The 26,367-nt window shown below is 69.5% G+C and carries 15 protein-coding genes; 10 read left to right on the forward strand and 5 right to left on the reverse strand.

The genetic code is table 11. The features are described from left to right. Positions 1–72 precede the first annotated feature (72 nt). Both LQ564_RS19025 and LQ564_RS19030 read left to right on the forward strand, forming a co-directional pair. Complete coding sequence (locus LQ564_RS19025; protein WP_231059685.1) at positions 73–1,140, forward strand: LacI family DNA-binding transcriptional regulator; 1,068 nt, start codon at positions 73–75, stop codon at positions 1,138–1,140. A 66-nt stretch (positions 1,141–1,206) separates the two neighbouring features. Then, positions 1,207–2,556, forward strand: a complete 1,350-nt coding sequence (locus LQ564_RS19030; protein WP_231059686.1) for an MFS transporter — start codon at positions 1,207–1,209, stop codon at positions 2,554–2,556. Here the strand turns inward: LQ564_RS19030 and LQ564_RS19035 are convergent. Continuing rightward, positions 2,514–3,707, reverse strand: coding sequence for a glycoside hydrolase family 88 protein (locus LQ564_RS19035; protein ID WP_231059687.1), 1,194 nt, complete (start codon positions 3,705–3,707; stop codon positions 2,514–2,516). The genes LQ564_RS19030 and LQ564_RS19035 overlap by 43 nt on opposite strands. A 142-nt stretch (positions 3,708–3,849) precedes the next feature. Between LQ564_RS19035 and LQ564_RS19040 the strand changes: the two genes are divergently transcribed. The 3 genes from LQ564_RS19040 (at position 3,850) to LQ564_RS19050 (ending at position 11,105) form a co-directional block, all read left to right on the forward strand. Then, complete coding sequence (locus LQ564_RS19040; RefSeq protein ID WP_231059688.1) at positions 3,850–6,054, forward strand: glycoside hydrolase family 88 protein; 2,205 nt, start codon at positions 3,850–3,852, stop codon at positions 6,052–6,054. 41 nt (positions 6,055–6,095) lie between these two features. Beyond that, entirely contained in the window at positions 6,096–8,495 is a 2,400-nt protein-coding gene (locus tag LQ564_RS19045; RefSeq protein ID WP_231059689.1) for a polysaccharide lyase 8 family protein, read from the forward strand. Positions 8,496–8,690: 195 nt separating this feature from the next. Beyond that, positions 8,691–11,105 (forward strand): TonB-dependent receptor, encoded by a 2,415-nt coding sequence (locus LQ564_RS19050; RefSeq protein ID WP_231059690.1) that lies wholly within the window; start codon positions 8,691–8,693, stop codon positions 11,103–11,105. 77 nt (positions 11,106–11,182) lie between these two features. Here the strand turns inward: LQ564_RS19050 and LQ564_RS19055 are convergent, their stop codons facing one another. Beyond that, entirely contained in the window at positions 11,183–12,916 is a 1,734-nt protein-coding gene (locus LQ564_RS19055) for an MFS transporter (protein ID WP_231059691.1), read from the reverse strand. Between the two features lie 145 nt (positions 12,917–13,061). On the opposite strand from LQ564_RS19055, the gene LQ564_RS19060 reads away from it, so the two are divergent. Beyond that, positions 13,062–14,291, forward strand: coding sequence for an exonuclease/endonuclease/phosphatase family protein (locus LQ564_RS19060; protein ID WP_231059692.1), 1,230 nt, complete (start codon positions 13,062–13,064; stop codon positions 14,289–14,291). Between the two features lie 23 nt (positions 14,292–14,314). Here the strand turns inward: LQ564_RS19060 and LQ564_RS19065 are convergent, their stop codons facing one another. Beyond that, positions 14,315–15,373, reverse strand: a complete 1,059-nt coding sequence (locus tag LQ564_RS19065) for an AI-2E family transporter (RefSeq protein WP_231059693.1) — start codon at positions 15,371–15,373, stop codon at positions 14,315–14,317. Between the two features lie 86 nt (positions 15,374–15,459). On the opposite strand from LQ564_RS19065, the gene LQ564_RS19070 reads away from it, so the two are divergent. Beyond that, positions 15,460–17,439 carry a TonB-dependent receptor gene (locus LQ564_RS19070; RefSeq protein ID WP_231059694.1) on the forward strand — a complete coding sequence of 660 codons (1,980 nt, stop codon included), beginning with the start codon at positions 15,460–15,462 and terminating at the stop codon, positions 17,437–17,439. A gap of 165 nt (positions 17,440–17,604) precedes the next feature. Here the strand turns inward: LQ564_RS19070 and LQ564_RS19075 are convergent, their stop codons facing one another. Further along, on the reverse strand, positions 17,605–18,567 hold the full coding sequence (locus LQ564_RS19075; protein WP_231059695.1) for an oxidoreductase: 963 nt from the start codon (positions 18,565–18,567) through the stop codon (positions 17,605–17,607). 94 nt (positions 18,568–18,661) lie between these two features. Here LQ564_RS19075 and LQ564_RS19080 point away from each other — a divergent pair, with 94 nt between their 5' ends. Next, positions 18,662–19,603, forward strand: coding sequence for an AraC family transcriptional regulator (locus LQ564_RS19080; RefSeq protein ID WP_231059696.1), 942 nt, complete (start codon positions 18,662–18,664; stop codon positions 19,601–19,603). Here the strand turns inward: LQ564_RS19080 and LQ564_RS19085 are convergent. Next, the gene (locus tag LQ564_RS19085; protein WP_231059697.1) at positions 19,590–21,044 is read right to left on the reverse strand and encodes a Gfo/Idh/MocA family protein; all 1,455 of its coding nucleotides are present in this window, start codon (positions 21,042–21,044) and stop codon (positions 19,590–19,592) included. The genes LQ564_RS19080 and LQ564_RS19085 overlap by 14 nt on opposite strands. 408 nt (positions 21,045–21,452) lie before the next feature. Between LQ564_RS19085 and LQ564_RS19090 the strand changes: the two genes are divergently transcribed. Continuing rightward, entirely contained in the window at positions 21,453–24,371 is a 2,919-nt protein-coding gene (locus LQ564_RS19090; RefSeq protein ID WP_231059698.1) for a TonB-dependent receptor domain-containing protein, read from the forward strand. A 91-nt stretch (positions 24,372–24,462) separates the two neighbouring features. Continuing rightward, positions 24,463–26,361: a pectate lyase gene (gene pelA / locus LQ564_RS19095; protein ID WP_231059699.1), complete on the forward strand. Its 1,899-nt coding sequence runs from the start codon at positions 24,463–24,465 to the stop codon at positions 26,359–26,361. Positions 26,362–26,367 lie beyond the last annotated feature (6 nt).

Here is a 26,367-nt window from a genome sequence, read left to right on the forward strand (position 1 = left end):
GCCGCGGTCTCGCAGCCGCTGCCTTGAGCCGGTACAATGTGTAACGTTAACCTATCCGGTAGAAGGCAAACCATGAAAAAGTCGGGCGTGACCCTGGTCGATGTCGCCAAGCTGGCCGGCGTCTCCACCATGACCGCATCGCGCGCGCTGAGCGGCGAGGGCTATGCGTCGGAGGAGATGCGAACCAAGGTGCATGCGGCGGCCAAGGAACTCGGCTACGTGCCGAACGCGCTGGCGCGCATGATGAAGGGCGGGAAGACCAACGTCATCGGCGTGGTGGTCAACGACCTGTCCTCGGCCGTGATCAACGCCTTCGTCACGGCGCTGAGCGAAGAGGTGCGCAAGATTGAGATGGACATGTTCATCTATAACTCGCTGGGCGACCTGGGACACGGCCGCGGCAAGCGCCTGAGCCAGATGCTGCACGGCCTGTGGGACGGCCTGCTGTTCGTCTTGCCGCGCATGACCGACGACTACCTCGAGCAGCTGGAGCAGAGCGCGAGCCCGATCGTGCTGGTGAACTACTTCAGCCGCGAGACCACGCTGCCGGTGGTGCGCGGCGATAACGTCAACGGCGCCCACGACGCCGTCTCGCACCTGCTGGACCTGGGTCACCGCCGCATCGCCTTCGTGCGCGGCATGGCCTATACCGGCCAGAGCGAACTGCGCGAACGCGGCTACCGCCTGGCCCACGAGGCGGCCGCGCTCGAGGTCGATCCGGCGCTGGTGGTCGGCGGCGACTTCAGCGAGGTGGCGGGCCTGGAGGCGGGGCGGGCGCTGATGGACTTGCCTGAACCGCCGACCGCCATCTTCGCCGGCAACGATTCGATGGCGCTGGGCTGCATCAATGCGATCCGCGAGAAGGGGCTGGAGGTGCCGAAGGACGTGTCGGTGGTCGGCTTCGACGACATTCCCGCGTCGGCGCTGGTGCAGCCGGCCCTGACCACGCTGCGCCATCCGGTCGAGGCGATGGCGCATGCGGCGGTGCAGGAGCTGGTGCGGCGCATCCAGGGCCAGCCGGGGCGGCGCCACCGCATCGAGTTCCCCAGCGAATTCATCGTGCGCGCGTCCACCGCCGCCGCGCCCGCGCCGGCGCCGCGCGCCAGGCCGCGTGCGCGCGGCCGGCGGGCGCAGGCTTGAGCATGGGCGCCCTGCGCGCATCCGGCGCTCCCATGGCGGCACGCCGCTAGCGGCAGGGCGCTCCAAATGGCGGAAGGCGAAGCGGGCGTGATCGCACCGGGCGCCAGGCGCGCGCCCGGTGCGCTGGCGGCCGCCGGTTTTCCCCTGCTGCTGTGCTTTCTCCTGGTCGGCGACCTGGCCTGGTCGCTCAAGGAGCGCGCCATGCCGGACCTGTTCAAGACCCAGCTGCTCGCGGTCAGCCAGGATGCGCTGCTGCCGAACATCCTGTTCGGCGCCTTGCCGGCCCTGATCGCGATGGTGTTCGGCCCGCTGCTGGGCACCTGGAGCGACCGCACCCGCACCCGCATCGGCCGGCGCATCCCCTTCCTGCTGGTCTGCACGCCGATGATCTCGGCCAGCATCGTCGGCCTGGCCTATAGCGACGCGGCGGCCGGTCTGCTGTGGCGCTGGAGCGGGGCCGGCCCGGCGAGCCGCCAAGCCTTCCTGGTCGGCTGGATGTGCCTGTGCTGGACCGTCTACGAACTGTTCACGGTGCTGGCCAACGCCCTGTTCACGGCCCTGATCAACGACACCGTGCCGCACCGGATCCTGGGCCGCTTCTTCGGCCTGTTCCGCATCGTCAGCCTCGGCGTCGGCGTCGCCTTCTTCTACCTGGTCTTCAACGACGAACTGCCGGCGCTGGCGCGCACGGTCCTGCTGGTGATCGCGGCGGCCTACATGGCGGGATTCATGGTGCTGTGCGCCGGCGTGCGCGAACCGCGCTATCCGCCGCACCAGCCGGCCCCCGCGCCGGGCTTGCGCGGCCTGCGCCGGGGCACGGACCAGGTCGACCGCTTCCACGGGCTGCTGTTCCTGGCGCTGGCGATCGGCACCGTCTGCGTCCTGCCGGTCAACATCAACAGCTATGCCGCGCTGGCCCAGTTCGGCGTCGACCGCACCAGCTACGGCCAGGCGGTGGCGATCGCCTACAGCATCTCGATCCTGATGGCGCTGCCGCTGGGCTGGCTGGCCGACCGCATCCATCCGCTGCGGGTCGGCTACGCAGTGCTCGGCCTGTACGCGGTGTGCATGCTCGGCGCCTTCGCGCTGGTGGACGGCCGGCTCTCCTTCCTGCTCTGGTTCGTGGTGCACTCGGTGCTGGCGGGCGCCTTCCTGACCGGGACCGCCGCGCTGTTGCCGGCCCTGCTGCCGAAAGCGCACTTCTCCGCACTGGCCGCATTTTCCAGCTCGGTCACGGCGCTCCTGACCGTGGTGTGCACGGTCGCCGTCGGCGGCCTGCTGGACTGGAACGGCGGCGACTTCCGCGTCATCTTCCTTGCCAGCGGGGCGGCGGCGGCGTGCGGGGTCACCTGCTGGTACGTGCTGCTGCGCGCCTACGCGCGCGCAGGGTGTGAAAAGCCGGGCGCGCGGTCGTAGCTGCTCCAGCCGCGCTGCAGGCGCGCCAGCGCTTCCAGGTAATAGTAGTCGCCCCACAAGGTGCATTCGTCGACGCCGAGGCCGGCCAGCCGGTGGTAGGTGCCGTGGCGCAGCAGGCCGCCGGCGGGGACGTCGATCACCGCGCATTCGGCGAACAGCGACTCCACCAGGCGCCGTCCCGCCTCCTGGTAAGCGTCGCGCCGCGCGCCGCGCGGCAGCTGCGCCGCCAGTTCGAGCAGGCCGCAGGAGGCAATCGCGCTGGCGGAACTGTCGCGCGGCTCGCCGCTGTCGTGGGCCAGGCCAAGGTCCCACAGGGCGACGCCGTCGGGCGGCAGGTGGGCCAGGAAATAGTCGGCGGCATGCGCTGCGCGCTCGAGCAGGCCGAGGTCGGGCGCATGGCGGTGGTTCAGGGCCAGCCCGTAGATGGCCCAGGCCTGGCCGCGCGACCAGCAGGAGCTGTCCGACAGGCCCTGGTGGGTGGCTTCGCGCAGCGGCGCGCCGGTGTCCGGATCGTAGTAGAAGGTGTGGCAGGTCGAGCCGTCGGGGCGGACCAGGTGGCGGCAGGTCGTCTGCAGGTGGATGCGCGCCGCCTGCTGGTACTGCGGGTCGCCGCTGACCGCGGTGGCCCAGTGCAGCAGCGGCAGGTTCATCATGCAGTCGACGATCACGCGGCCGCGCTGTTCCGGGTCGTCCATGGCGCCCCAGGCCTGGATCACGCCGGCGCCGGGGAGGAAGCGGTGCAGCAGGCGGCGCGCCGCGGCCAGCGCGGTGACGCGGGCGCCGGGCAGGGCCAGCAGGCGGTCGGCCGCCACGTTGCTCAGCAGGTAGAGGAAGCCGAGGTCGTGGTGTTCCAGGTCGGTGCCGGCGCTCAGGCGGCGTGCGAAATCCCGGGTCTGCGCGACCGCCGCTTCGCGGTGGCGCGCTTGTCCGCTGAGCTCCCAGGCCAGCCACAGGGTGCCGGTCCAGAAACCGGTGGTCCAGCCGACGTTGGCGCCGGGTGCATGGGGCGCATGGCGGCGCGGGCGGTAACGGCCGCCGCTGCTGGTGTCGTCGGGGAAGGCAGTGGCGAATTCGGCCAGCATGGCGTCGACCTGGCGCAGGGCCGGATCGAGCGCGGGAGGATGGGCGGGGAGGTGGTGGTCGGCGTGCATTTGATAACGTTACCATATCTTGTGCCGGCGGCGCCACGTCAATGCATATTCGGCCAACATTCGATCACCATGCGGAATTTGTGTGGTATCGTTAACTCATCGCCCTGCATGCAGGGGCTCAACCGACAAGGATGGACCGCCCATGTATTTCCGTATGCCCGCCCAGCTTCCCCTGCTCGTCCTGAGCGCCGCCCTGTGCCAGCCACCCGCTGCCATGGCCGCCGCGGCCGCATTGGCCGATGCTGCGCCGCAGGCGAGCGCCGGCCGCGCCGCCGCTGCGGGCGTGCCGGCGCCGCAGGCGGTGCTCGGCCTGATGGAGCGGGTCGCGGACTGGCAGCTGGCGCATCCTTCCACCTATCCGGACGACGACTGGACCGTGGCGGTCGGGAACACCGGCTTCATGGCCCTCACCGGCATCTCCGGCCAGGACAAGTACCGCGCCGCGATGCAGGCGATCGGCGAGCGCACCCGCTGGCGCCTGGGCCCCAGCAAATTCCACGCGGACGACCAGGCGATCGGCCAGATGTACGCCGAGCTTTATTTGCAGATGCGCGATCCGCGCATGATCGCGCCGATGCGGGCGCAGTTCGACGAGATGCTGGCGGAGCCGCGTCCCGGTTCGATGAACTGGAACGCGGTCGACGTGCTGCACCGCTGGTCCTGGTGCGACACCCTGTTCATGGCGCCCCCGGCCTGGGCGCGCCTGAGCGCCGCCACCGGCGACGCGCGCTATCTCGAGTTCGCGATCCGGCAGTGGTGGATCACTTCCGACTACCTGTACGACAAGGAAGAACACCTGTTCTACCGCGACAGCCGCTACTTCGACATGAAGGAAGCCAACGGCAGCAAGGTGTTCTGGGGCCGCGGCAACGGCTGGGTGCTGGGCGGCCTGGTGCGCATGCTGCAGTACATCCCGGACAACCACCCGGACCGTCCCCGCTTCGTGCAGCAGTACCGCGAGATGGCCGAGCGGGTGCTCGGATTGCAGCAGGCGGACGGCCTGTGGCGCGCCAGCCTGCTCGACCCGAAAAACTATCCGAACCGCGAGAGCAGCGGCAGCGGCCTGTACACCTATGCGCTGGCCTGGGGCGTCAACCAGGGCCTGCTGCCGCGCGAGCGCTTCGGCCCGGCGGTGGCGCGCGCCTGGCAGGCCTTGTCGAACAATGTGCAGGCCGACGGCAAGCTGGTGCACGTGCAGCCGCTCGGCATCGACCCGAAGAACTTCCCGCCCGATTCCACCGACGTGTTCGGCGTCGGCGCCTTCCTGCTGGCCGGCAGCGAGGTGTACCGCATGGGTCTCGCGGACGGCAAGGCGCCGCGCGTCGCCAGCGTCAGCAACGGGACCGGCCTGCGCCGGCTGGAGGAATCGGTCGAACTGGCCGGCGCGGCCGGCGACGTCGCGGTGATGGACGCCCAGACCAGCCGCCTGCTGCCGGCCCAGGCGGTCGAGGGCGGCCTGCTGTTCCAGACCGACCTCGCGCCCGGCGAGACCCGCCGCTTCCTGCTGCTGCCGCGCGCATCGGTGCCGGCCGCGCCGCCGGTGGCGGCGCGCGCTCACGCCCGCTTCGTGCCCGAACGGCTCGACGACTTCGCGTGGGAGAACGACCGGGTCGCGTTCCGCACCTACGGTCCCGCGGTGCTGAAGGACCCGCGCGAGCGCCTGCGCTCGAGCGGCATCGACATCTGGTCCAAATCGACCCGCAAGCTGGTGCTGGACGCCTGGTACAAGGGCGGCGCCTACCACGTCGATACCGGCGAAGGACTCGACTATTACCACGTGGGGCCGAGCCGCGGCTGCGGCGGCCTCGGCATCGTCGAGGGCCGCACCCTGCACACCTCGTCCAACTTCAGCAGCTGGAAGGTGGTCGCCGACGGCCCGCTGCGCGCGGTGTTCGAACTGCACTATGATGCCTGGGATGCGGCCGGCCGCAAGGTGGCCGAGGTGCGCCGCGTGAGCCTGGACGCGGGCAGCCATTTCAGCCGGGTCGAGAGCCGCTTCACGAGCCCGTCGCCGGCGCCCCTGAGCGTCGGTGTGGGCATCGCGCGCCGCACCGGCGATGGCCATGTCCTGGACGGCAACAAGCTGCTCAGCTACTGGGAACCCGCGCAGGGCAGCAACGGCAGCAATGCCTGCGCCGTGATCGTGCAGAATGCCAGGGCCACGCTGGCCGACGACAGCCACTTCATGCTGGTCGCAGCAAGCCGGCCGCAGCAGCCTTTCGTCTACTACCTGGGGTCGGCCTGGAGCAAGGGCGGCGACTTCGCGGACGCCAAGGCGTGGGAAACGCATGTGAGCAACGAGGCGGCGCGCCTGGCGGCGCCGGTCAAGGTCAGCATTTCCGGCTGACGAAAGGGAAGGGAATGCGACGCACATGGTGGATGATGGGGTTGCTCGCAGCGATTCTGGCGCCGGGACTGGCCCGGGCCGACCGCTTCGACGACTTGCGCCTGCGCTGGGAGGCGCGCCTGGTGGGGCCGGCCACCCTGGACCGCGCGGCGCCCGAGGTGGCGGCGCGGCTGCGCGCCGAATCCGACGCCGCCCAGGAACAGCTGGGGCGGATGCATTCGGCGCCGCAGGGCGCGCTGTGGGACGATATCGCGGGCTTTCGCGACCCGAACCCGATCCTGGCCTCGGCCGCCGTCACCAGCAATGCGCGCCGCCTGGGCCAGCTGGCGCAGGCGTATGCGACGCCGGGCAGCCCGTCTTACCGCGATCCGCGCCTGGCGCGGGCGCTCAACCTCGGCCTGGACTGGCTGCTGCGCGAGCATTACGTGGCGCGCCGTCCGGCCCACGGCAACTGGTGGGACTGGCAGATCGGCGTGCCGCAGGCCTTGCTGAACATCCTGGTGCTGGGCTGGGATAGCGTGCCGGCCGGGCTGCGCACGCGCGCCCTGGACGCCATCGCCTGGTACACGCCCGACCCGCGCTACCGGGCGCGCAAGGACGGGACCCTGAGCCCCGAGCTCGAGACCGGCGCCAACCTGCTGGACAAGGCGCTGGAAGAGGCGCTGGCCGGCGTGCTGCGCAAGGACGGCGCCCGCATCGCCGCCGCCCGCGACGCCATCGGATCCTCCTTCGACTACGTCGACAAGGGCGACGGTTTCTACCGCGACGGCTCCTTCATCCAGCATGGCACCGTGCCCTACACCGGCAGCTACGGCGTGGTGCTGCTGACCGACTATGCGCGCCTGTTTACCCTGCTGGCGGGCTCGGACTGGGCGGTGCGCGACGCCCGCGCGGCGCGCATCTACCTGTGGGCGCGCGACAGCTACGCCTCCCTGATCGTCGACGGCGCGATGCCGGACGCCTTCCGCGGCCGCCGCATCTCCACGCGCGAATACGGCGACCGCCGGGCCGGGCGGGCGGTGATCGCCGCGCTGGCGGAGCTGGCGGCGCTGGCGCCGCCGGCCGATGCAGCGGCCCTGCGCGCGGCCATCAAAGGGTGGATGACGCGCGACCGCACCGGCGGCCCCGACTACCTGGCGCAGGCCGCCGCCCAGGGCCCGTCCGGCTTCACCCTGTACGAACGCGCGCTGCTGCAGGCCATCGCGAACGACCCCGCCGTCACCGCGGCGCCCGAGCCGCAAGGCGCACGCATCTACGCCGCGATGGACCGCGCGGTGCTGCGCGGCCCGGGCTTCGCGGCGGTATTGAGCCTGACCTCGCCGCGCACCACGGCCTTCGAATTCGGCAACGGCGAGAACCTGAAGGGCTGGTGGACCGGCGCCGGCATGCTGGCGCTGTACGACGCCGACCAGGCGCAGTTCGGCGCGGAGTTCTGGGCCACGGTCGACAGCCGGCGCCTGCCCGGCACCACCACCGACGGTTCGGGGCAGGGGCGGCCGCTGGAATGGAAGCAGTTCCCGAATCCGGAGGCCTGGGTCGGCGGCGCCAGCCTGGGTAGCTACGCCGCCATCGGCATGGCGTTCTCGATGCGAGAGATCACCGGCTCGCAGCTGGCCGGCCGCAAGTCCTGGTTCTTCCTGAACGACCGGATCCTGGCGCTCGGTTCCGGCATCGAGGGCGGGCAGGGCGCGGCCGAGACGGTGGTCGAGAACCGGCGCCTGGCCGACCCCCGGGGCGCACGGCTGCTGGTGGACGGTCAACCCCTTGTAAACGGCGCCGTCGAACGAGCGCGCTGGGCCCACCTGGCGGATACGCGCACCGGCAGCCGGATCGGTTACGTGTTCCCGCAAGGCGGGCCCTTGCTGGTTCGGCGCGAGGAGCGCAGCGGGTCCTGGCGCGACGTGAACGAACATGCGCTCTCGCAGGAGACCTGGCGCGACAGCTACCAGTTCCTGACGATTCCGCACGGCGCGCCGAGCTATGCCTATCTGCTGCTGCCTGGCGCCAGCGAGGCCGCAACCAGTGCGGCGGCGACTAGCCATGGCCTGCGCATCGAGGCCAACGATGCGCGCGCGGCGGCCGTCTCCCTGCCGGCCAAGGGCGTGTACGCGGCCAACCTGTGGCAGGCCGGCAGCGCGCCGCGCGCGGGCAAGCCGTATGTGAGCAGTTCCGCGCCGGCCGCCGTGGTCGTCGAACGCAGCGCGGGGCGGCTGCGCATCGCGGTGGCCGAGCCGACCCAGGGTGAAGCCGCGATCGAACTCGAACTGGCCGCGGCGGCAAGCCGGCTGCTGCGCGCCAGCCCGGGCGTCACGGTAATGCAAACCAGCCCGCGGCTGCGGCTGCGTATCGACACCAGGGGCGCGGCGGGAAGCGGCTTCGAGGCGGAATTCAGAGCGGAATCCAGAGCAACGCCGCCAAAGCGGCGCGAGGACAGCCGCTAGCGTGTTGGCGGCGTGGTACGAACGGAGCAGTTTTTTCAATAACAACTTGAAGGGGTGCAGGAAATAAGATAGCGTTACCACATGGCCGCAGCGGAGCGCTGCGGCTTTTTGAAATCCAGGTCTGATAACGTTCCCACATCATATAGTCATGCCCCGGCGTGACGCTAATAAGAGTTTCCAAGAGGAGGTATTGACGTGAACAGCAAGAACAAACGAGAGCACGCCGCAGCGTTCGCCGTGCGCCCGGTCGCCCTGGCCGTCGGCCTGGCGCTGGCCAGCCTGGCCCAGGCGCAGGACAGTGCGCCGGCCAAGGAAGAGACCAAGCTGGAGTCGGTGGTGGTGACCGCCAACAAGCGCGCCCAGAACCTGCAGGACGTGCCGGCCGCGATCACGGTGCTCACCGACGCCGTCCTCCAGCGCAACAACGTCAAGGACTTCGACGACCTGCCGGCCCTGTCGCCGGCGCTGAGCGTCAGCTACAGCACCCAGCCGGGCAACTACAGCATCAACCTGCGCGGCATCGGCACCTTCTCGCTCGGCATCGGCGTGGAGCCGGACGTCGCCGTCGTGATCGACGACATCCCCTACGCGATGCAGGCGAACGCCTTCAAGAACCTGAACGACGTGCAGCGCATCGAAATCCTCAAGGGCCCGCAATCGACCCTGCTCGGCAAGTCCTCGATCGCCGGCGCCGTCAGCATCACCACCAAGCCGATCGACGGCCTGTGGAAGACCCGCGCCTCGGTCCTCATGTCGAACGACAGCGAGTGGCGCGCCAACGCCTCGGTCTCCGGCGCGCTGAGCGACACCGTGCGCATGCGCCTGGCGGTCAGCAAGACCGATTTCCCGGGCGTGGTGCGCAACCTCACGGATGGCGGACGCATGAACGGCTCGAACGATACCAGCGTGGTGGGCAAGCTCGAATGGACGCCGGGCGACCAGTGGCAGGTGGTGTTCGCGCCGCGCGCCGCCAAGTTCGAGAAGAACTGCTGCGTGACGCCGTTCACCTTCATGAGCCCGGGCGGCGTGTTCGCGAATACCCCGTCGCTGCCGGCCAGCACGGTCCTGAAGGGCATCAATATCGGGCCGGGCAACGTCTCCGTGCGCAACGACTTCCCGGCCGGCGGCAGCGCCGACGACGTCGGCGCCGGCCTGAAAGCCGTGTACAGCTTCGACGACAGGGGCGTGCTGGCGGGGCATACGCTGGCCTCGATCACCTCGTGGTCGCACTACCGCATGGACGACTACCAGGACGGCGACGGCACCGACACCGACCTGGGCCTGCTGAGCTTCGCCAGCAAGCCGGCGGGCTTCCATGGCGGCCAGGCCTACTACGGCGCCTTCGACGTCGAATCGCGCACCCAGGAGCTGCGCCTGACCTCGCCCGACAAGGCGCGCCTGCGCTACGTGCTGGGCCTGTGGTACGCCAAGAACAACCTGGCGCGCGACTTCATCCGCGGCCCGCTGCTCTCGCCGCCGGCCGGCATCGGCACCGGCGTCACCTACAACTCGACCGCCTACAACACCAACCGCGCGATCTTCGGCCAGGGCAGCTTCGACATCACGCCGCAGACCGGCGTCTCGCTGGGCCTGCGCTACAACCGCGAGGAGACCGGCTACACGTTCACCAGCATCCAGCCGCTGCCGGGCAGCATCAACAAGCCGGGCCAGTTCTTCCGCAGCGACGACGACGAGAACAAGGTCACCGGCAAGGCCAGCCTCGAGCACCGCTTCGACCCGTACACCATGGCCTATGTCTCGTATGCGACCGGCCACAAGGGCAAGGCCTACGACCTGACCAGCAGCTTCGACGCCAACGTCGCCAGGAACATGCCGGTGCCGGGCGAAGACGCGAAGAGCTATGAGGCGGGCGTCAAGATGACCCTCCTGAACGGCGCGATGGCGCTCGACCTGGCCGCCTTCCGCACCAACTTCACGGGCTTCCAGCAGTCGGCCAGCTTCATGGACACCGACGGCATCTTCCGCACCCAGCTGCACAGCATCGGGGCGCTGCGCACGCAGGGCATCGAGGCCGACCTGGGCTGGCGCGTGAACCGCCAGCTGGTGCTGAACGGCGCCTATGCCTTCACCCGCGCCACCATCCGCGCCTTCCCGAACGGCCCGTGCTACGCGGTGCTCAACGCCGCCGGCACCGGCACCGCCAATGCGCCGCAATGCGCGCCGAACCGGGCCTACGGCACCGGCATCTTCCAGGACCTGGCCGGCGCCACGCTCACCAACGCGCCCAAGCACAAGCTGAACCTGAGCGGCCAGTACGACATCCCGCTCGAGCGCTCGTACAACGCCTTCGTCACCGGCGCCTACCGCTTCCAGAGCCCGGTCCAGTACAGCCTGAACCAGAATCCGCTGACGACGCAGGGCAGCTACGGCATCTTCAACCTGGGCTTCGGCATCCGCGAGAAGAAGGACGCGTACAAGCTGAGCTTCATGGTGAACAACCTGTTCGACAAGTCGTATGCGACCAACCTGGCGCAGGCTTTCCGCAACGGCGCCTGGAGCACGACCGCGCTGATGGTCAACACCGCCAACTGGATGCCGGCGCGGGACTACAAGCGCTACTTCACGATGCGGGCGGACTTCACGTTCTGAGCGTCCGTACTTTCGTCGTCGTTGTATGAAGCCCGGGGCAGCTACCCCGGGCTTTTTTGTTTAAGGCCCGCAAGCGGTCACGCCTGGCGCGCCTTGCGCGTGAAATGCCGGTCGATCTCTTCCAGCGTGCGCCCGCGCGTTTCCGGCAGCAGGAAGGTGGCGGCCAGGAAGTACACGACGGTGCAGCCGGCCCAGGCGAAGAACATCGGCGCGTAGCCGTGCTGGCCGACGGTGGGCAGGAAGATGGCGGCGATCACGGTGGAGACGAACTGGTTCATCAGGAGCGCCACGCTCATGCCGTTCGAGCGGATCCGGGTCGGCATCAGTTCCGACAGCGCCAGCCAGACGCACACGCCCGGGCCGATCGCGAAACTGGCCATGAACACCAGCAGGCAGCCCAGCAGCAGCCAGCCGTGGCCGGCGTTCGGCGCCGGGCCGATATGCGCGCGCTCGATCGTCAAGGGCGCGTCGAGCGCGGCGCGCATGTCGGGGAAGGGATTCAGGTGCAGGCCGCGGAAGAAGGCGCCGAGGACGCTGTCGCCGTCCACCGCGCGCGGCGGCGCGATGTCTAGCGCCTGTCCCGCACGCACGCTGCGCACCTGGGTCAGGGGGCCGTAGCGGTAGGCGATCTCGAACTGGTACTGGCTGGCCGGCGCCAGGGCGTGCAGGTCGGCGGTGCCCAGATGGAGCGCGCGCTCCCTTACCTGCGCCGCCAGTTGCGGCGCGACGTCGATCTGCGCCGCTTCGCCGGCCCGGAACAGCAGCGCGGCGGCGAGCAGCGACAGCACGATGCCGCCGCTGCCCAACGTCAAGAGGAACTTGCGGCCCTTGCGGTCGACCAGGATCACCGCCAGGGCCGTCATCACGACGTTCACCATCTTGAGCAGGAAGTCGCCCACGTTGGCCTGCGATCCGCTCAGGCCGGCCTGGTCGAGGATGGTGACGGCGTAGGCCAGGATCGAGTTGATGCCGGTGGCCTGGTTGCAGACCAGGATCAGGCAGGCCAGCAGGAAGGGCAGCACGTAGCGGCGCTGCAGCAGGGAGCCGCCGGCATCGAGGCGCACTTCCTCGCGGGCGCCGGCGATGGCCTGCAGCTCCCGCACCGCGTCCTGTGGCGCGCGCGTGAACGTTAGCGCGCGCAGCGCCTCGTCCTGGCGTGCCCGCGCCTGCAGCCAGCGCGGCGACTCGACCAGCGCCAGCACGCAGGCGGTGAACAGGATGCCCGGCGCGAGGCTGAGCCAGAAGATGCGGCGCCAGGCTTCATCCTGGACCGCGGCCAGGCGCTCCGGGGCGCTCTTCGCCACCAGCTCGACTTCCTGCGCCACCAGCAGGCCGATCAGGGCGGCCAGCAGCAGCCCGACCGTCAGCAGCAGCTGGAAGATGGCGGTCCCGCGTCCGCGCACCGCGGCCGGCAGCGTCTCGGCCAGGTAGAGCGGCACGACCACGCCGATCAGGCCCCCGCTCACGCCCTGCAGCAGGCGCCCCAGCAGCAGCGCCTGGTAACCGTCGGCCAGCGCGATGACCGGGATGCTGGCGCTGAACAGCAGGCCGGCCACGAACATCAGCCACTTGCGGCCGATGGCTTCCGCGATGGCGCCGGCGGCGAGCGAGGACAGGACGGAACCGAGCAGCACGGCGGCCACGATCAGGCCGAGCTGCTGGGTCGACAGTTTCCAGATCTGGGCGGCGCTGGCTTCCAGGTAGGGCAGGGCGCCGGCGATGATGCCGACGTCGATGCCGTACAGGAGGCCACCCAGGCCGGCGACCGCCAGCAGGAAGGTGGTGCGCATTTCTTGGGACGGCAGCAGCATTCTGACTCCTTGCGAATGGGATGGACGAAGGCGTATGGTAACGTTAACTCATCCAGCCTGCCACCGGCCGCGGTCTCTTTTTGTTGTTTGCCGCACCAGCCGAAGTCCGCGATAATCCCTGCTTCACTCCATTCAGCCGAAGTCCATGATGAACCTGACGCGTATTGCTCTTCTCGTTTCGCTGCTTGCCGCTCCCGCGGCCCACGCCGCCGACCCCGTCGCCCCGCAGTCGCCCGCGGTACAGATCGGTGTCGCTTCCTTCAACCTGGCCTGGGCCGGCTCGCAGCAGGACTTCGACCGCCACGCCGCCGTCTGCAACGCGGTCTCCTGGTGCGACACCCGCCCCAAGCGCGGCCCGGGCGGCGCGCGTCCCGACGAAGCGGCGGTGAAGGCCGCCGCCCAGTGCGTGGCCGACACCGAGCGCCAGGCCGGCGGCCCGTCCCAGGCGGCCATGATGGTCCCGTGTAACGCCTACCTCGGCCGCAACACCAGCACGCCGCCGACGAGCCTCGACTACGCGGCCAAGCTGGCCGGCCTGCAGGCCACCATCGACAAGCTGATCGAAACCCAGGGCGTGCGCGTGCTGGCCTTCCAGGAAGTGCGCTCGGCCGACGTGGTCAAGACCCTGCTGGGGCGCTACGCCGACCGCTTCAGCGTGTGCGACGCGCCGCACGAGGGCTTCCAGACCGTGGCCTTCGCCTGGGACCGCAGCTTGAGCCGCGAAGAGGGACGCTGCAACGTCAACCGCGAGCTGGCGGTGAGCGACGATCCGAACGATCCGAAGGCGCGCAAGGTGCGCCCGGGCCTGGCGCTCGAGCTGCAGCTGCCGGGCCGCAAGGTCAGCTTCCTGAACGTGCACCTGAAGTCCGGCTGCGCCAACATCGTGCCGACCCCGATCTACCAGGCGCGCCTGCTGGACGATCCGGCCCCCGCCTGCGCGGTCCTGAACCGCCAGGTCGCGCCGCTCGAGCGCTGGCTCGACAGCACCGCCAAGTCCAGCCCCGAGTATGTGCTGCTGGGCGACTTCAACCGCCGCATCGACGAGGAAGCCGCCGCCGACATCAAGCCGGAGCAGGTGCGCATCGACGGCAGCAGCGCGCTGGGCGTGCCGAAGCAGGACGCGAGCGGCAAGGTGGCGACGCGCTACCTGTGGCAGGAACTGGCCGACGCCGGCCGTCCGCTCACCCAGGTGCCGCTGCAGGCGGAATCGAGCTGCCGCGGCTTCACGGGGCTCGACCACATCGTGCTGAGCGCCCCGCTGGCGTCGCGCCAGGCGCCGGGACTGGTGTCGCGCAAGACCGCGGTGATCCAGTCGCCGGCCCAGCGCATCGAGCCGAGCGACCACTGCCCGCGCAGCGTGACGCTGACCTTCTAAGACGATTCATCCACGGCGCGTCATCACTCGTCGTGGAATTCCTCGGAATTCGCGAACAGCTTCCACGACGCGATGAACAGCGCCGCGATCACCGGCCCGATCACGAAGCCGTTCAGGCCGAACAGGGCCATGCCGCCGATGGTCGACAGCAGCACCAGGTAGTCAGGCAGCTTGGTGTCCTTGCCGACCAGGATCGGGCGCAGCACGTTGTCGACCAGGCCGATCACCAGCACGCCGTACAGCGCCAGCACCGCGCCCTGCCAGATCGACCCGGTGAACAGGAACCAGATCGCCACCGGCCCCCAGATGATGGCCGCGCCCACCGCCGGCAGCAGCGACAGGAAGGCCATCACCACGCCCCACAGCACCGGTCCCGGCACGTCCAGGAACCAGAAGATCAGGCCGCCCAGCGCGCCCTGCGCCATCGCCACCAGCACGTTGCCCTTCACGGTGGCGCGGATCACGGTCACGAAATTGTCGAACAGCGGCTTCTTGTAGCGTGAGCTGAGCGGCACCGCGCGCTTGATGCGCGCCGCGATCGTGCGGCCGTCGCGGAACAGGAAGAACAGCAGGTACAGCATCACCGTCATGCTGACCAGGAAGTTCAGCGCACTCGAACCGAAGTTGACGGCATAGCGCGCCGCCAGCTGGCTGGCCTGGGCCACGCCGGCGGCGAGCTTGTCCTGCACGGTGCTCAGCACGGTCGGGTAGTAGCGCTCGTACAGCGAGCCGGCCCAGTCGGGCAGGCCGGTGATGACCCGCCGTAGCATGGCGTTGAAGTCGAGCTGGCCGCCGCTGACCATCGCGTACAGGCCCAGGGCCTGGTCGACCAGCGAGGCCGAGATCAGGGTCAGGGGCAGGATCACCATCAGGATGATCACGAGCAGGGTGATCAGGGCCGCCGTGTTCGGGCGGCCTTTCACTTCGCGCAGGATGCGCTCGTGCAGCGGCGCGAACACGATCGCCAGCACCATGCCCCAGAATACCGCGCCGGAGAAGGGCAGCAGGATCCAGAAGAAGGCCAGGGTCACGAGCCCCAGCAGGAGTAGAAAGGAGTTTTGGGGGAGGGTGTACTGTTTCATCGCTCGATTCGGCTGTTGTTTCCGGTTGATAATACTCTATCAATACCCGATAATCGCCGTTTTTCCCGATCCGTGCGCGCTTCCCGATGCTGAAAACCCTGAGTTCGACCCTGCTGCTGGCCCTCAGCATCGCTCCCGCCCTGGCCCAGACCACGCCGCCCGCCGCCGACCAGCCCGACGCGCCGGACAGCCCCGGCACCCAGGCGATCGCCGGCCGCAGCGACGAGAACGCGATGCGCCAGGCCGAGGATGCCTTCGGCACCAGCGTCGGGCGCGAGACCATCGGCCTGTACAACTCGTCGAGCGTGCGCGGCTTCTCGCCGATCGCCGCCGGCAACGCGCGCATCGAGGGCCTGTACTTCGACCAGGTATGGGGCCTGACGCCGCGCATCCGGCGCGCGACCAATATCCGGGTCGGCATCTCGGCCCAGGGCTATCCCTTCCCGGCGCCGACCGGCATCGTCGACTACAGCTTCCGCAAACCGGGCGACAGCGCGCGCGTGGGGCTGGTGACGGGCGGCGACAGCTATGGGGCGGCCTATGTGGAGCTCGATGGCGAGCAGCCGCTGGCGCCGGGCCTGAGCCTCGGCGTGGGCGGCGCGGCCGGCGCCAACGAGTATCCGAACGGGACGAATTCGCGCTACCGCAACGCTGCCTTGAGCCTGCGCTGGCAGCCCTTCGCCGGCCTGGAGCTGGTGCCGTTCTGGCACCGCTCCGAAACCTACGACGACGAAAAGGCGCCGAGTTACCTGCCGCGCGGGAGCGTGCTGCCGCCGCGCATCGAGCGGCGCCGCTTCAACGGACCGGAATGGGCCGACTACCGCACCACCGCGATGAACGGCGGCCTGCTGGCGACGCTGCGCGCGTCGCCCGACTGGCTGCTGCAGGGCGGGATCTTCCGCTCGATGTACGCCGACCACCGCGCCTTCACGCACCTGCTCACCGACGTGACGCCGGACCGCACCGGCAACCGGCGCCTGATCGTCGACCCGCCGGCCGAAAACGCCTCGACCAGCGGCGAACTGCGCGCCACCCGCACCGTCAGCAAAGGCCCGCGCCTGCACAAGCTGCACGTCAGCGTGCGCGGACGCGACCGCGAGCGCCGCTACGACGGCTCGCAATCCTTCGACCTGGGGCGCACCTCGATCGACGCGCCCTACGCCGCGCCGCAGCCGGCCTTCGTGTTCGGCCCGCAGACCCGCGACCGCACCCGCCAGTGGACCGGCGGCGTCGCCTACGACGGGCGCTGGCGCGGCGTCGGCGAGGTCGGCTTCAGCCTGCAGAAGACCGACTACCGCAAGCGCCTGCAGAAGCCCGGCCTGGCGCTCGCCACCGCGCAGGACGATCCCTGGCTCTACAACGCGACCGCGGCCGGTTACCTGGGCGCCGGCCTGGTCGCCTTCGGCAGCTTCACGCGCGGGCTGGAGGAAAGCGGGGTCGCGCCCAGCAATGCGATCAACCGCAACGAGCTGCTGCCGGCGATCCGCACCACCCAGGGCGACCTCGGGCTGCGCTATGCGCTGTCGAAGGACATGAAGCTGGTCGCCACCGTGTTCGACCTGCGCAAACCCTATTTCAACTTCGACGCCGGCAACCGCTATGCGCAGCTGGGCGACGTGCAGAACCGCGGCCTGGAAGTGTCAGTGGCGGGCCGCCTGACGCCGCGCCTGAACCTGGTGGCGGGCGCGGTGCTGTCGCGGCCACGCGCGACCGGCGAAGGTGTGCGCCTGGGACGGGTAGGCGAGCGCCCGGTCGGCATGAGCCGGCGCAGCGCCGAACTCAATCTCGACTGGCGCACGCCCTGGATCGAGGGGCTGTCGCTGGACATGACGGCCTCGCACAGCGGGGCGATCACGGCCACGGTCGACAACCGCGTCGCGCTCCCCGCGCGCACCCTGGCCTCGTTCGCAGGACGCTACCGCTTCACCCTGGCCGGGCGTCCGGCTTCGCTGCGGGTGGCGGTCAGCAACCTGTTCGATACCTACGGGCTGGAGCTGCGCGGGGCCGGGGCCTATGACGTGATCTCGGGGCGGCTGGCCTCGGCCTACCTGTCGGTCGACTTGTGAGTCCTAGAACTTATCCCAACAGGGAGCCGGTCGTTACCGACGCGCCTGGCAAGCGGGGGCTGCGTTGCTCGTCCTTGCATGGCTCGCCATATACGCCGCCATGCCGGCGATCTCGCCCGGACGGCAGTGCGGATGTCTGGCCGCTTTTCCGAGGCAGGCCGGTTCTCAGCCGATCCCGACGCCGGTGAGCGCTTCGCTCAGGCGCCACAGGCGCTCGGCCGCGTCCGGGTCGGCGGCCCAGGGCCGCACACCGAAGCGGCCGGCGTCCTCGATCGGCGCAACGTCGCAATCCTCGCAATAGACGCCGCCCATGCCGTCCAGCTGACCGCTGGTCGCGCACCACACTGCGGTGGCCGCGCCCTGTGCCGCCGTCTTGAGGTCGCGTTCCGGCGCATTGATCGCGGCGCCGCCGGCGTCGCGCACATCGAAGGCGTCGATCTCGGCCTCGCTCAGGTGGCGCGCCAGCGGGCCGAGCACCGTGCCGGGGTGCAGGGAAAAGGCGCGGATGCCGTCGGTCGCGCCGCGCGCATCCAGGCCGAGGGCGAACAGGGCGTTGGCAGTCTTCGACTGGCCGTAGGCGACCCATTTGTCGTAAGCGTGCCCCGTGAAATCGATGTCGTCCCAGCCGATTCCGGCGATCTGGTGGCCGCGCGAGGAGTACGCCACTACGCGTGCGGATCCGGCGCGGCGCAGCGCGGGCCAGAGCCGCGCCGCCAGCTGGAAGTGGCCGAGGTGGTTGACCGCGAACTGCAGCTCGTGACCGCGGGCGTCGCGGGTGAGTGGCGTGGCCATGATGCCGGCGCTGGCCACCAGCAGGTCGAGCGGCGCGCCGCCGGCCAGGAAGCGGGCGGCGAAGGCGTCGACCGATGCCGGGTCGGCCAGGTCCATCGGCGCTGTCTCGGCGCCCGCGATGCCCTGCAGCGCGGCTTGCGCGCGCGCCGGGTCGCGTGCCGGCACGATGATGCGCGCCCCGGCGCGGGCCAGGGCGCGCGCCGTCTCCAGCCCGAGTCCGGAATAGCCGCCGGTGACGATCGCGGTCCGCCCGCGCAAGTCGGCCCCGCGCAGGACCTCCTGCGCCGTCGTGGCCGGGCCGAAGCCCGAATGAATGGGGTGCTGGGGAGTGCGCATGGATTTTCCTCCGGTTCGTGAAGACGCTATTATGCGAAGACCGTTCCGGACGATCCATGCCGAACCGTCCACAAAACTATCGAGGAAATCCGAAATGATGGACCCCTTGTCCGACGTCCTGCGCGTCCTCGATGCCCGCGCCGCGCTGTCCACCGGGCTGGCGGCGGGCGGCGCCTGGTCGGTCGGCGTGGGGCGCTACGCCGGCTTGAAATTCAACGCGGTGCTGCAAGGGGAGGCCTGGCTGCGCTGTGGCGAAGGCGCGCCGCTGCGCCTGCGCGCCGGCGACTGCTTCATGCTGGCCGGCGGGCGGCCCTTCGTGGTGGCGAGCGACCCGGACCTCGCGCCGGTCGACGCCGGCATCGTGTTCGCGGGCGCGCAAGGAGGCGTGGCGCGCATCGGCGCGGGTGACGAGGTCCGCATCCTTGGCGGACGCATGCTGCTCGATCCGGCCCTCGCGCCGCTCCTGACCGAAGCGCTGCCGGAAGTGGTGCTGCTGGACGGCGCCGGCAGCGCCGCCGCGACGGTGCGCTGGCTGCTCGAGCGCCTGCAGGCGGAAAGCGGCGCCGGCGCGCCGGCCTCGAACGTGGTGCAGGGCCACCTGACCGGCATGCTGTTCGTGGAACTGATGCGCGCAGCGGCGCTGGACGCAGCGGCGCGGCCTGGCCTGTTCGGCGCGCTGGCCGATGCGCGCATCGCGCGTGCACTGGCGGCGATGCACCGCGCGCCGGCGCTTGCCTGGACCGTGGAGTCGCTGGCGGCCGAGGCGCACATGTCGCGCTCGAATTTCGCGGCGCGTTTCCGGCAGCTGGCCGGCGTCGCGCCGCTCGACTACCTGCGGCGCTGGCGCCTGTGCCTGGCCGAGCGCGCGTTGCGTGCCGGGGGCGTGCCGGTGGCTGCCGCCGCGGCGCTGGCGGGCTACGGCTCGGAGAGCGCCTTCGGTTACGCATTCCGGCGCGCCTTCGGCCGTTCGCCGCGCCGCTACGCCGGCGCAGCGGATGCGCAAGGGAGCGTCAGGGCTTCGATCAGGGAATCCTGATCCGCACCGGCATCGCCACCGGCGCGCGGCGGTCCGGCATCGGCGCGCGGTCGGGCGGGGTGAGGCCGGTGACCAGGTCGGCGATGCGCACCGTCTGGCCGGTCTCGAAACATTTGTTGGCCGCGATGCCGACCAGGGCCGACCAGGCGCCGGCGCGCTCGTCCGAGGCGCGCTTGTATTTATCCACCGGCCCGGTGCCGAAGATCTCGTTCAGCATGACGTCGTCGCCGCCGCCGTGGCTGCCCTTGCCGATGATCGGCTCGATGTCGCGCGGCTGGCCGCGCATCGGGATCACGCGGATCGACACGCTCTCGCTGCCGCTCTGCACCTTCGCTGCCCCCGCCGCGCCGCCGGATTCGACGATGCGGTGCTCGATGCGGCCCTTGGTGCCGTTGAAGGCGATGTGGTAGCCCTCCCAGGCATCGTAGGCCGACAGCGCGTAGTTCAGGTGGACGCCGTTGTCGTAGCGGACCATCACGTTCATGGTGTCCTCGATGTCGATCGACGGACGCCACACGCACTGGTCGCGGTAGTAGCCGTCGTATTTCTCGTTCTCGAGGTACAGCGCTTTCAGGCCCGGGTCGGAAGCCAGGTCGAAGTAGAAGCTGCACTTCTGTTTTTCCGGGCAGGTCAGGCAGCGCTCGTGCGGGCCGGACAAGCCCATGCGGCGCGCGGTTTCCGGTGTGTAGAACTGGCGCGAGCCGAAGGCGTGCACGGTCTCCGGCTGGGCGCCGAGCCACCAGTTGACCAGGTCGAAGTGGTGGGTCGACTTGTGCACCATCAGGCCGCCCGAATTGGCCTTGTTGGCGTGCCAGCGGCGGAAGTAGTCGGCGCCGTGCACGGTGTTCAGGAGCCAGGTGAAGTCGACCGAGATGACGTCGCCGATCTCGCCCGACATCAGGAGTTCCTTGATCTGGGTGCGCGGCGGCGAGTAGCGGTAGTTGAAGGTGACCCGCACCTGGCGCCCGCTGCGCTTGACGGCATCGAGGATGCGCTGCGCCTTTTCGGCGGTGGTGGTCATCGGCTTTTCGGTGATCACGTCGCAGCCGGCGTCCAGCGCGCGCACGATGTAGTCGTCGTGGCTGGCGTCGGTGGTGGTCACGATCACGAACTGCGGCTTCGTTTCGCGCAGCATGCGGTCGAAGTCCGCCGCGGCATAGGGGCGCGGCTGGCTGGCGCCGGTGTCGCTGATGGTCTTCACCGCGCGCGCCAGGCGCCCGGCATTGCGGTCGCACACCGCGACCACTTCCGACGTCTCGCGGAACGGCCCCGTCATCGCATTCGTGAACATGCGCGCGCGCGAACCCACGCCCACCACCGCATAGCGCTTGCGCGCTGCCGCCGCGTAGGCGCCGGTCGCCACCAGCAGGCCGGCCGCGCCGACCGTCTTCAGTACCGTACGGCGGTCGATTCCCCGCAGGTTCTCGTTCTTGTCACTCATTGTCCGTCTCCACGCTTGATTTATCGGGCCGGTCATGCGCCGGCTGACGTATGGTGGCGTGAAGTATAAAAATTGGCAAGACCAATTTAATGATTGGTCGGACTGGCTCGGGGAGCCGCATTTTTTGCACGGGCCAGCCCCATGGGCGGATGATTTTCGACTGTCCCCTACACCAAAATCTATCCTCGGAGAATAATTTTGGGGTGCGCAATCGTTTTTTTGATGTATTAAAGGAACATTACAACACTTTTTTTCAACAAAGTGGACAGACCAGTTTATGATGTGGTCATATCAATTCTTGTAAAACCTTCACAGAGAGGTAGGGGTTGAGGGTGAGGCCGGCAGCAGTGGCCTGACCAGATAGCCGTGTGGTCATATCAATTCTTACAAAATAATCAAGGAGACAGGATGAAGCCGTACTTTGTTCCCACCCCTCGCCGCGCCACGCTCGCCACCGCGGTGAGCCTCGCGCTGTTCCAGCTGACCGCGGCCGCCCAGGCCCAGACCACCGACGCTCCGGCCGACACCCCGGTCGCCCAGGCCGTGGTCGTCACCGGCTCGCTGATCCGCCGCGTCGCCGACGAGGGCACCAACCCGGTGGTCACCGTCAAGGCGCAGGAACTGGAAGCGCGCGGCCACACCGAACTGAAGGACTTCGTGCTCGAGCAGCCGCAGTCGCTCTCGCTCGGCACCAACACCGGCGCGGCCGGCCCGGTCACCAACCTGCGCGGCCTCGGCCCGATGCGCACCCTGTCCCTGCTGAACGGCCGCCGCCTGGCGAACGAGCCGCTGCAGGACCAGTACATCTCGGTCAACGTGATCCCGCGCATGGCGCTCGACCGCGTCGAGACCCTGAACGGCGGCGGCGCCTCGATCTACGGCGCCGACGCCATCGGCGGCGTGCAGAACTACTGGACCAAGCGCGGCTTCGAAGGCGCCAACATCAAGGCCGAATACGCGCGCCCGGAACTGAGCGGCGGCGGCAAGACCAAGAGCATCGGCGCGATCGTCGGCTGGGGCAACCTGGGCGAGAACGGCTTCAATGCCTACATCGCCGTCGACCACCAGAAGAAGGACGCGCTGTTCCAGAAGGACCGTCCGGACCAGCACGACCCGGACGTGCTGCGCACGCTGGGCCTGGGCATCACGCCCGACGGCCGCAACCCGAACCCGCTGGCCAACTTCGGCTTCGCGCGCAACGCGAACTCGAACTACAACCCGAACTTCGCCACCGGCTGCGATTCGCCGTGGTCGCGTCCGACCCTCGGCAACCTGAGCACCGCCGCGACCCCGACCTACGCGCCGGGCTGCATCCGCAACGCCCTGTACTGGACCGCGGTCACCGACGGCAGCGAGATCACCACGGTCAGCGGCCGCGCCAGCTGGAACCTGGCCGGCGGCCACAAGATCGACCTCGACGTGCTGCACTCCGAATTCACCGTGCAGAAATTCCGCGGCATGCAGGTGCCGGGCTCGAACCAGCCCTTCACCACCTATTCGCTGGCGCCGAGCAGCCGCTTCTACCCGGGCAAGGGCATCACCCCGCTGCCGCAGGTCGTGGGCAGCAATACCGGCGCCAACAGCCCGGCCATGTACATCGACGGTACGAAGACCCCGGGCACGGTCAGCAACCTGAACATGAACAACCGGACCATCTACTTCCAGTGGGGTCCGGGCGAACTGGGACCTGCCTACCGCAACGACGAGCAGGGCAACGACCGCATCGTGCTGTCGGCCGAAGGCGAAGTGCTGGGCTGGGACTACCGCGCCGGCCTGAACTACGGCCGCTCGAAGCGCGACACCCGCGTCGGCGAAGGCTACATCCTGTACTCGAAGGCCCAGGAAGGCTTCGACAAGGGCATCCTGAACCCGTTCGGCCCGCAGGACGCCGCCGGCGTCGAATACCTGCGCAGCATCCAGGCCGAGGACTACACCTACCGCCTGAACAAGGCCTTCAACAAGAGCATCGACCTGACCGTCACCAAGCCGGTGTGGGAACTGGGCGGCGGCGACCTGGTGGTCGCGATCTCGGGCGAACTGCGCGAAGACTCGGCCAGGACCCACAATGCCCCGCTCGACTACGTGCTCAAGCGCGCCGACGGCAGCTACGCCATCGACGCTTCCGGCAACGTGACCCAGACCGACCTGGTGGGCGAAGTGCCGCAGGGCGTGGCCAAGAAACTCAAGCGCAAGATCTCGTCGCTGGTGCTGGAAGCCGACGCCCCGGTCACCAAGACCCTGACGGTCAACGGTTCGGTGCGCGCCGACCGCTACGACGACCTGGACCAGACCACCGTCAACCCGGCGCTGGCGACCCGCTGGACCCCGAACGACAAGCTGCTGGTGCGCGCCTCGGTCTCGAGCGGCTTCCGCGCGCCGTCGATCATGGACATCCAGAACCCGACGCCGGAAGTGCGCACCCAGGTGATGGACGACCCGGTCCTGTGCCGCAGCTCGCAGCCGCTGGTGGCCGGCACCGGCACCCCGTCGCAGGGCTACACCTTCGACCAGGTCTGCAACGTGCAGACCACCTACTGGACCAAGTCGCCGAACAACAGCTTCCTGAAGCCCGAGAAGTCACGCGGCTTCAACATCGGCTTCGGCTTCGAGCCGGTCAAGAACCTGTCGCTGACCGTCGACTACTGGGGCCTGAAGCTGCGTGACGTGCTGGGCGCGGTGTCGATCGCCGAGATCCAGCAGAACCCGGCCAAGTACAACACCTTCATCAACCGCAAGGCCGACGGCACCATCGACTACATCGTGGCCAGCCAGGCGAACCGCGGCCAGACCCGCATCCGCGGCGCGGACATCTCGACCAGCTACCGCTTCCCGAAAACCAGCTTCGGCACCTTCGACGCCAAGCTGGATGCGACCTGGTACCACCGCTACGAGTTCCAGAGCGAGGCGGGCGGCGTCTGGAGCAGCAACGTCGGCATCATCACCAACGACGGCCGCTTCGGCAGCGCCGGTCCGAACGCCGGCCTGGCCGGCGCACCGCAGGTGAACCCGCGCTGGAAGTACACCGCCCAGGTGACCTGGGGCTACGGCGACTTCAAGACCACGCTGTCGCAGCGTTTCAACACCGGCCTGACCGACCTGACCCCGCGCGCAGGTTCGACCCTGACCAAGGTCGACGAGTACAGCCAGTTCAACCTGAACGTGCGCTACACCGGCATCAAGAACACCACGGTGTCGCTGGGCGTGAACAACATCACGGAAGAATGGCCGCCGATCACCGCCAACACCATCTACGGTGGCGGCTACCTGACCAGCCTCGCCGACATGATGGGCCGCGTGTACCGCGTCTCGGTGGAATACAAGTTCTAAGCTTGCATCCCGCCTGACCCTGGGGACGGCGCAGCCGCGCCGTCCTTCACCGGGCCCTGTGGGGCCCGTTTTCATTGTGGAAGCTCACACCATGCGCAATCACGCACTGTATCTCGGCTTGCTGGCCCTGCCGGTCCTGCCGCCCTTGTGCCAGGCCGCGACCCTGTCGACCATGACCCCGGCCCAGCCCTTGAGCGAGGCCCGCGTCGCCACCCTGCCGCCCGCGCAGCAGGGCCCGTGGAAGGATTACCTGGCGCGCTCGCGCGCCCTGATGGCGGCCGACAAGGCGCAACTGGCGGCGGAAGGCCCGCTCGACACCACGCCGCGTCCTCACGGCGCCGGCGACGGCGGGATGACCCTGCGCCAGAGCGCCGCCTGGTACGGCACGGCGGACGCATTGCGCATCGCCGACAACATCCTCGGCTTCCAGACCCCGGCCGGCGGCTGGGGCAAGAACAGCGACCGCTCGGGCGCGCTGCGCCGCAAGGGCGAGCCCTGGGTGCCATTCGAAACCGGGCAGACCAAACTCTCCTGGAACTACGTCGGCACCTTCGACAACGGCGCCACCACCAACGAGCTGCGCTTCCTCGCGCGGGTGCAGGCAAAGTTTGATGCGGCGCGCGGCGAACCGTATCGCGCCGCCTTCGCAAAAGGCCTGCGCTACATCCTGAACGCCCAGTACCCGAACGGCGGCTTCCCGCAGGTCTATCCGCTGCAAGGCGGCTACCACGATGCGGTGACGCTGAACGACGACGCCATGGTGCGCGTCGTGACGCTCTTGAACGACGTCGCGGACGGGCGCGGCGACTTCGCCTTCGTGCCGGCGCCTGCGCGAGAAGAAGCGCGGGCCGCGGTGGGACGCGCGGTCGCGATGTTCCTGGCCGCGCAGCAGCGCAGCGTGGACGGCAGGCTGACCGGCTGGGGCCAGCAGCACGATACCCTGACCCTGGCGCTGGTCGGTGCGCGCAACTTCGAACCGGCCTCGCTGGCCAGCGCCGAGAGTGCGAGCGTGCTGCAGTTCCTGATGCGCCAGCCCGATCCGTCGCCCGCGCTGCGCGAGGCCGTGCACGGCGGGGTCGCCTGGCTGCGCGCGGCGGCCCTGCGCGACGTCGCCTGGAAGCAGACCCCGAACGGCAGGCAACTGGCGCCGGCGCCCGGCGCACCCGCGATCTGGGCGCGCTACTACGATGCGCAGACCTTGAAACCGATCTTCGGCGACCGCGACCGCAGCATCCACGACGACGTCAACGAGCTGCAGGTCGAGCGCCGCAACGGTTACGCCTGGTTCGGCGCGGTGCCGGCCAAGGCGATCGAGCGCTACGCGGCGTGGGCGGGAGGCGCGTCGCGGCCGCGCCTGGTGCTGGTGGGCGACTCGACGATGGCGCCCAAGGGCGGCTACGGCGACGCCCTGTGCCGGCGCCTGGAGCCGCAGGTGGCCTGCGTGAACCTGGGGCGCGCCGGCCGCAGCACCAGCAGCTACCGCGCCGAAGGCCACTGGGACAGGGTAGTCAAGCTGCTGGGCGAGCAGGGCGGCCATAGCACGACGTATGTGATGATCGGCTTCGGCCACAACGACCAGCCGGGCAAGCCTGGCCGCTCGACCGACCTGAAGACCGAATTCCCGGTCAATATGGGGCGCTACGCGAGCGAGGCGCAGGCCGCGGGCGCTATTGCGGTCCTGGCCACGCCGCTGGCGCGTCGCACCTTCGAGGGCGGCAAGCTGCTCGATACCCTGGCGCCCTGGGCCGCAGCCACGCGCGCGGTCGCGAGCGAGCGCAAGCTGGCCGTGGTCGACGTGCACGCGGCCACCCTGGCCGCCTTCGGCGAGCTTGGTGAGGCGCGCACCGTCACCCTCGGTCCGCCGCCGAAGCCGGACGCCAAGGGCCCCGACCTGACCCACCTGAACGAAGAGGGCGCTCAGATCGTCGCGCCGATCGTGCTGAAGGCATTGCAGCGCGCCGTTCCCGCCCTGTCCACCCCATCGCCATAAGGAGCC

It is taken from the genome of Massilia phyllostachyos, from assembly GCF_021044825.1.
GTDB classification, from domain to species: domain Bacteria; phylum Pseudomonadota; class Gammaproteobacteria; order Burkholderiales; family Burkholderiaceae_D; genus Telluria; species Telluria phyllostachyos.

Coding starts and splice junctions, on each gene's coding strand:
- LQ564_RS19025 (WP_231059685.1), top strand. CDS start 73: ATGAAAAAGTCGGGCGTGACCCTGGTCGATGTCGCCAAGCTGGCCGGC.
- LQ564_RS19060 (WP_231059692.1), top strand. CDS start 13,062: ATGATGAACCTGACGCGTATTGCTCTTCTCGTTTCGCTGCTTGCCGCT.
- LQ564_RS19040 (WP_231059688.1), top strand. CDS start 3,850: ATGTATTTCCGTATGCCCGCCCAGCTTCCCCTGCTCGTCCTGAGCGCC.
- pelA (WP_231059699.1), top strand. CDS start 24,463: ATGCGCAATCACGCACTGTATCTCGGCTTGCTGGCCCTGCCGGTCCTG.
- LQ564_RS19090 (WP_231059698.1), top strand. CDS start 21,453: ATGAAGCCGTACTTTGTTCCCACCCCTCGCCGCGCCACGCTCGCCACC.
- LQ564_RS19070 (WP_231059694.1), top strand. CDS start 15,460: ATGCTGAAAACCCTGAGTTCGACCCTGCTGCTGGCCCTCAGCATCGCT.
- LQ564_RS19065 (WP_231059693.1), bottom strand. CDS start 15,373: ATGAAACAGTACACCCTCCCCCAAAACTCCTTTCTACTCCTGCTGGGG.
- LQ564_RS19075 (WP_231059695.1), bottom strand. CDS start 18,567: ATGCGCACTCCCCAGCACCCCATTCATTCGGGCTTCGGCCCGGCCACG.
- LQ564_RS19035 (WP_231059687.1), bottom strand. CDS start 3,707: ATGCACGCCGACCACCACCTCCCCGCCCATCCTCCCGCGCTCGATCCG.
- LQ564_RS19055 (WP_231059691.1), bottom strand. CDS start 12,916: ATGCTGCTGCCGTCCCAAGAAATGCGCACCACCTTCCTGCTGGCGGTC.
- LQ564_RS19080 (WP_231059696.1), top strand. CDS start 18,662: ATGATGGACCCCTTGTCCGACGTCCTGCGCGTCCTCGATGCCCGCGCC.
- LQ564_RS19030 (WP_231059686.1), top strand. CDS start 1,207: ATGGCGGAAGGCGAAGCGGGCGTGATCGCACCGGGCGCCAGGCGCGCG.
- LQ564_RS19085 (WP_231059697.1), bottom strand. CDS start 21,044: ATGAGTGACAAGAACGAGAACCTGCGGGGAATCGACCGCCGTACGGTA.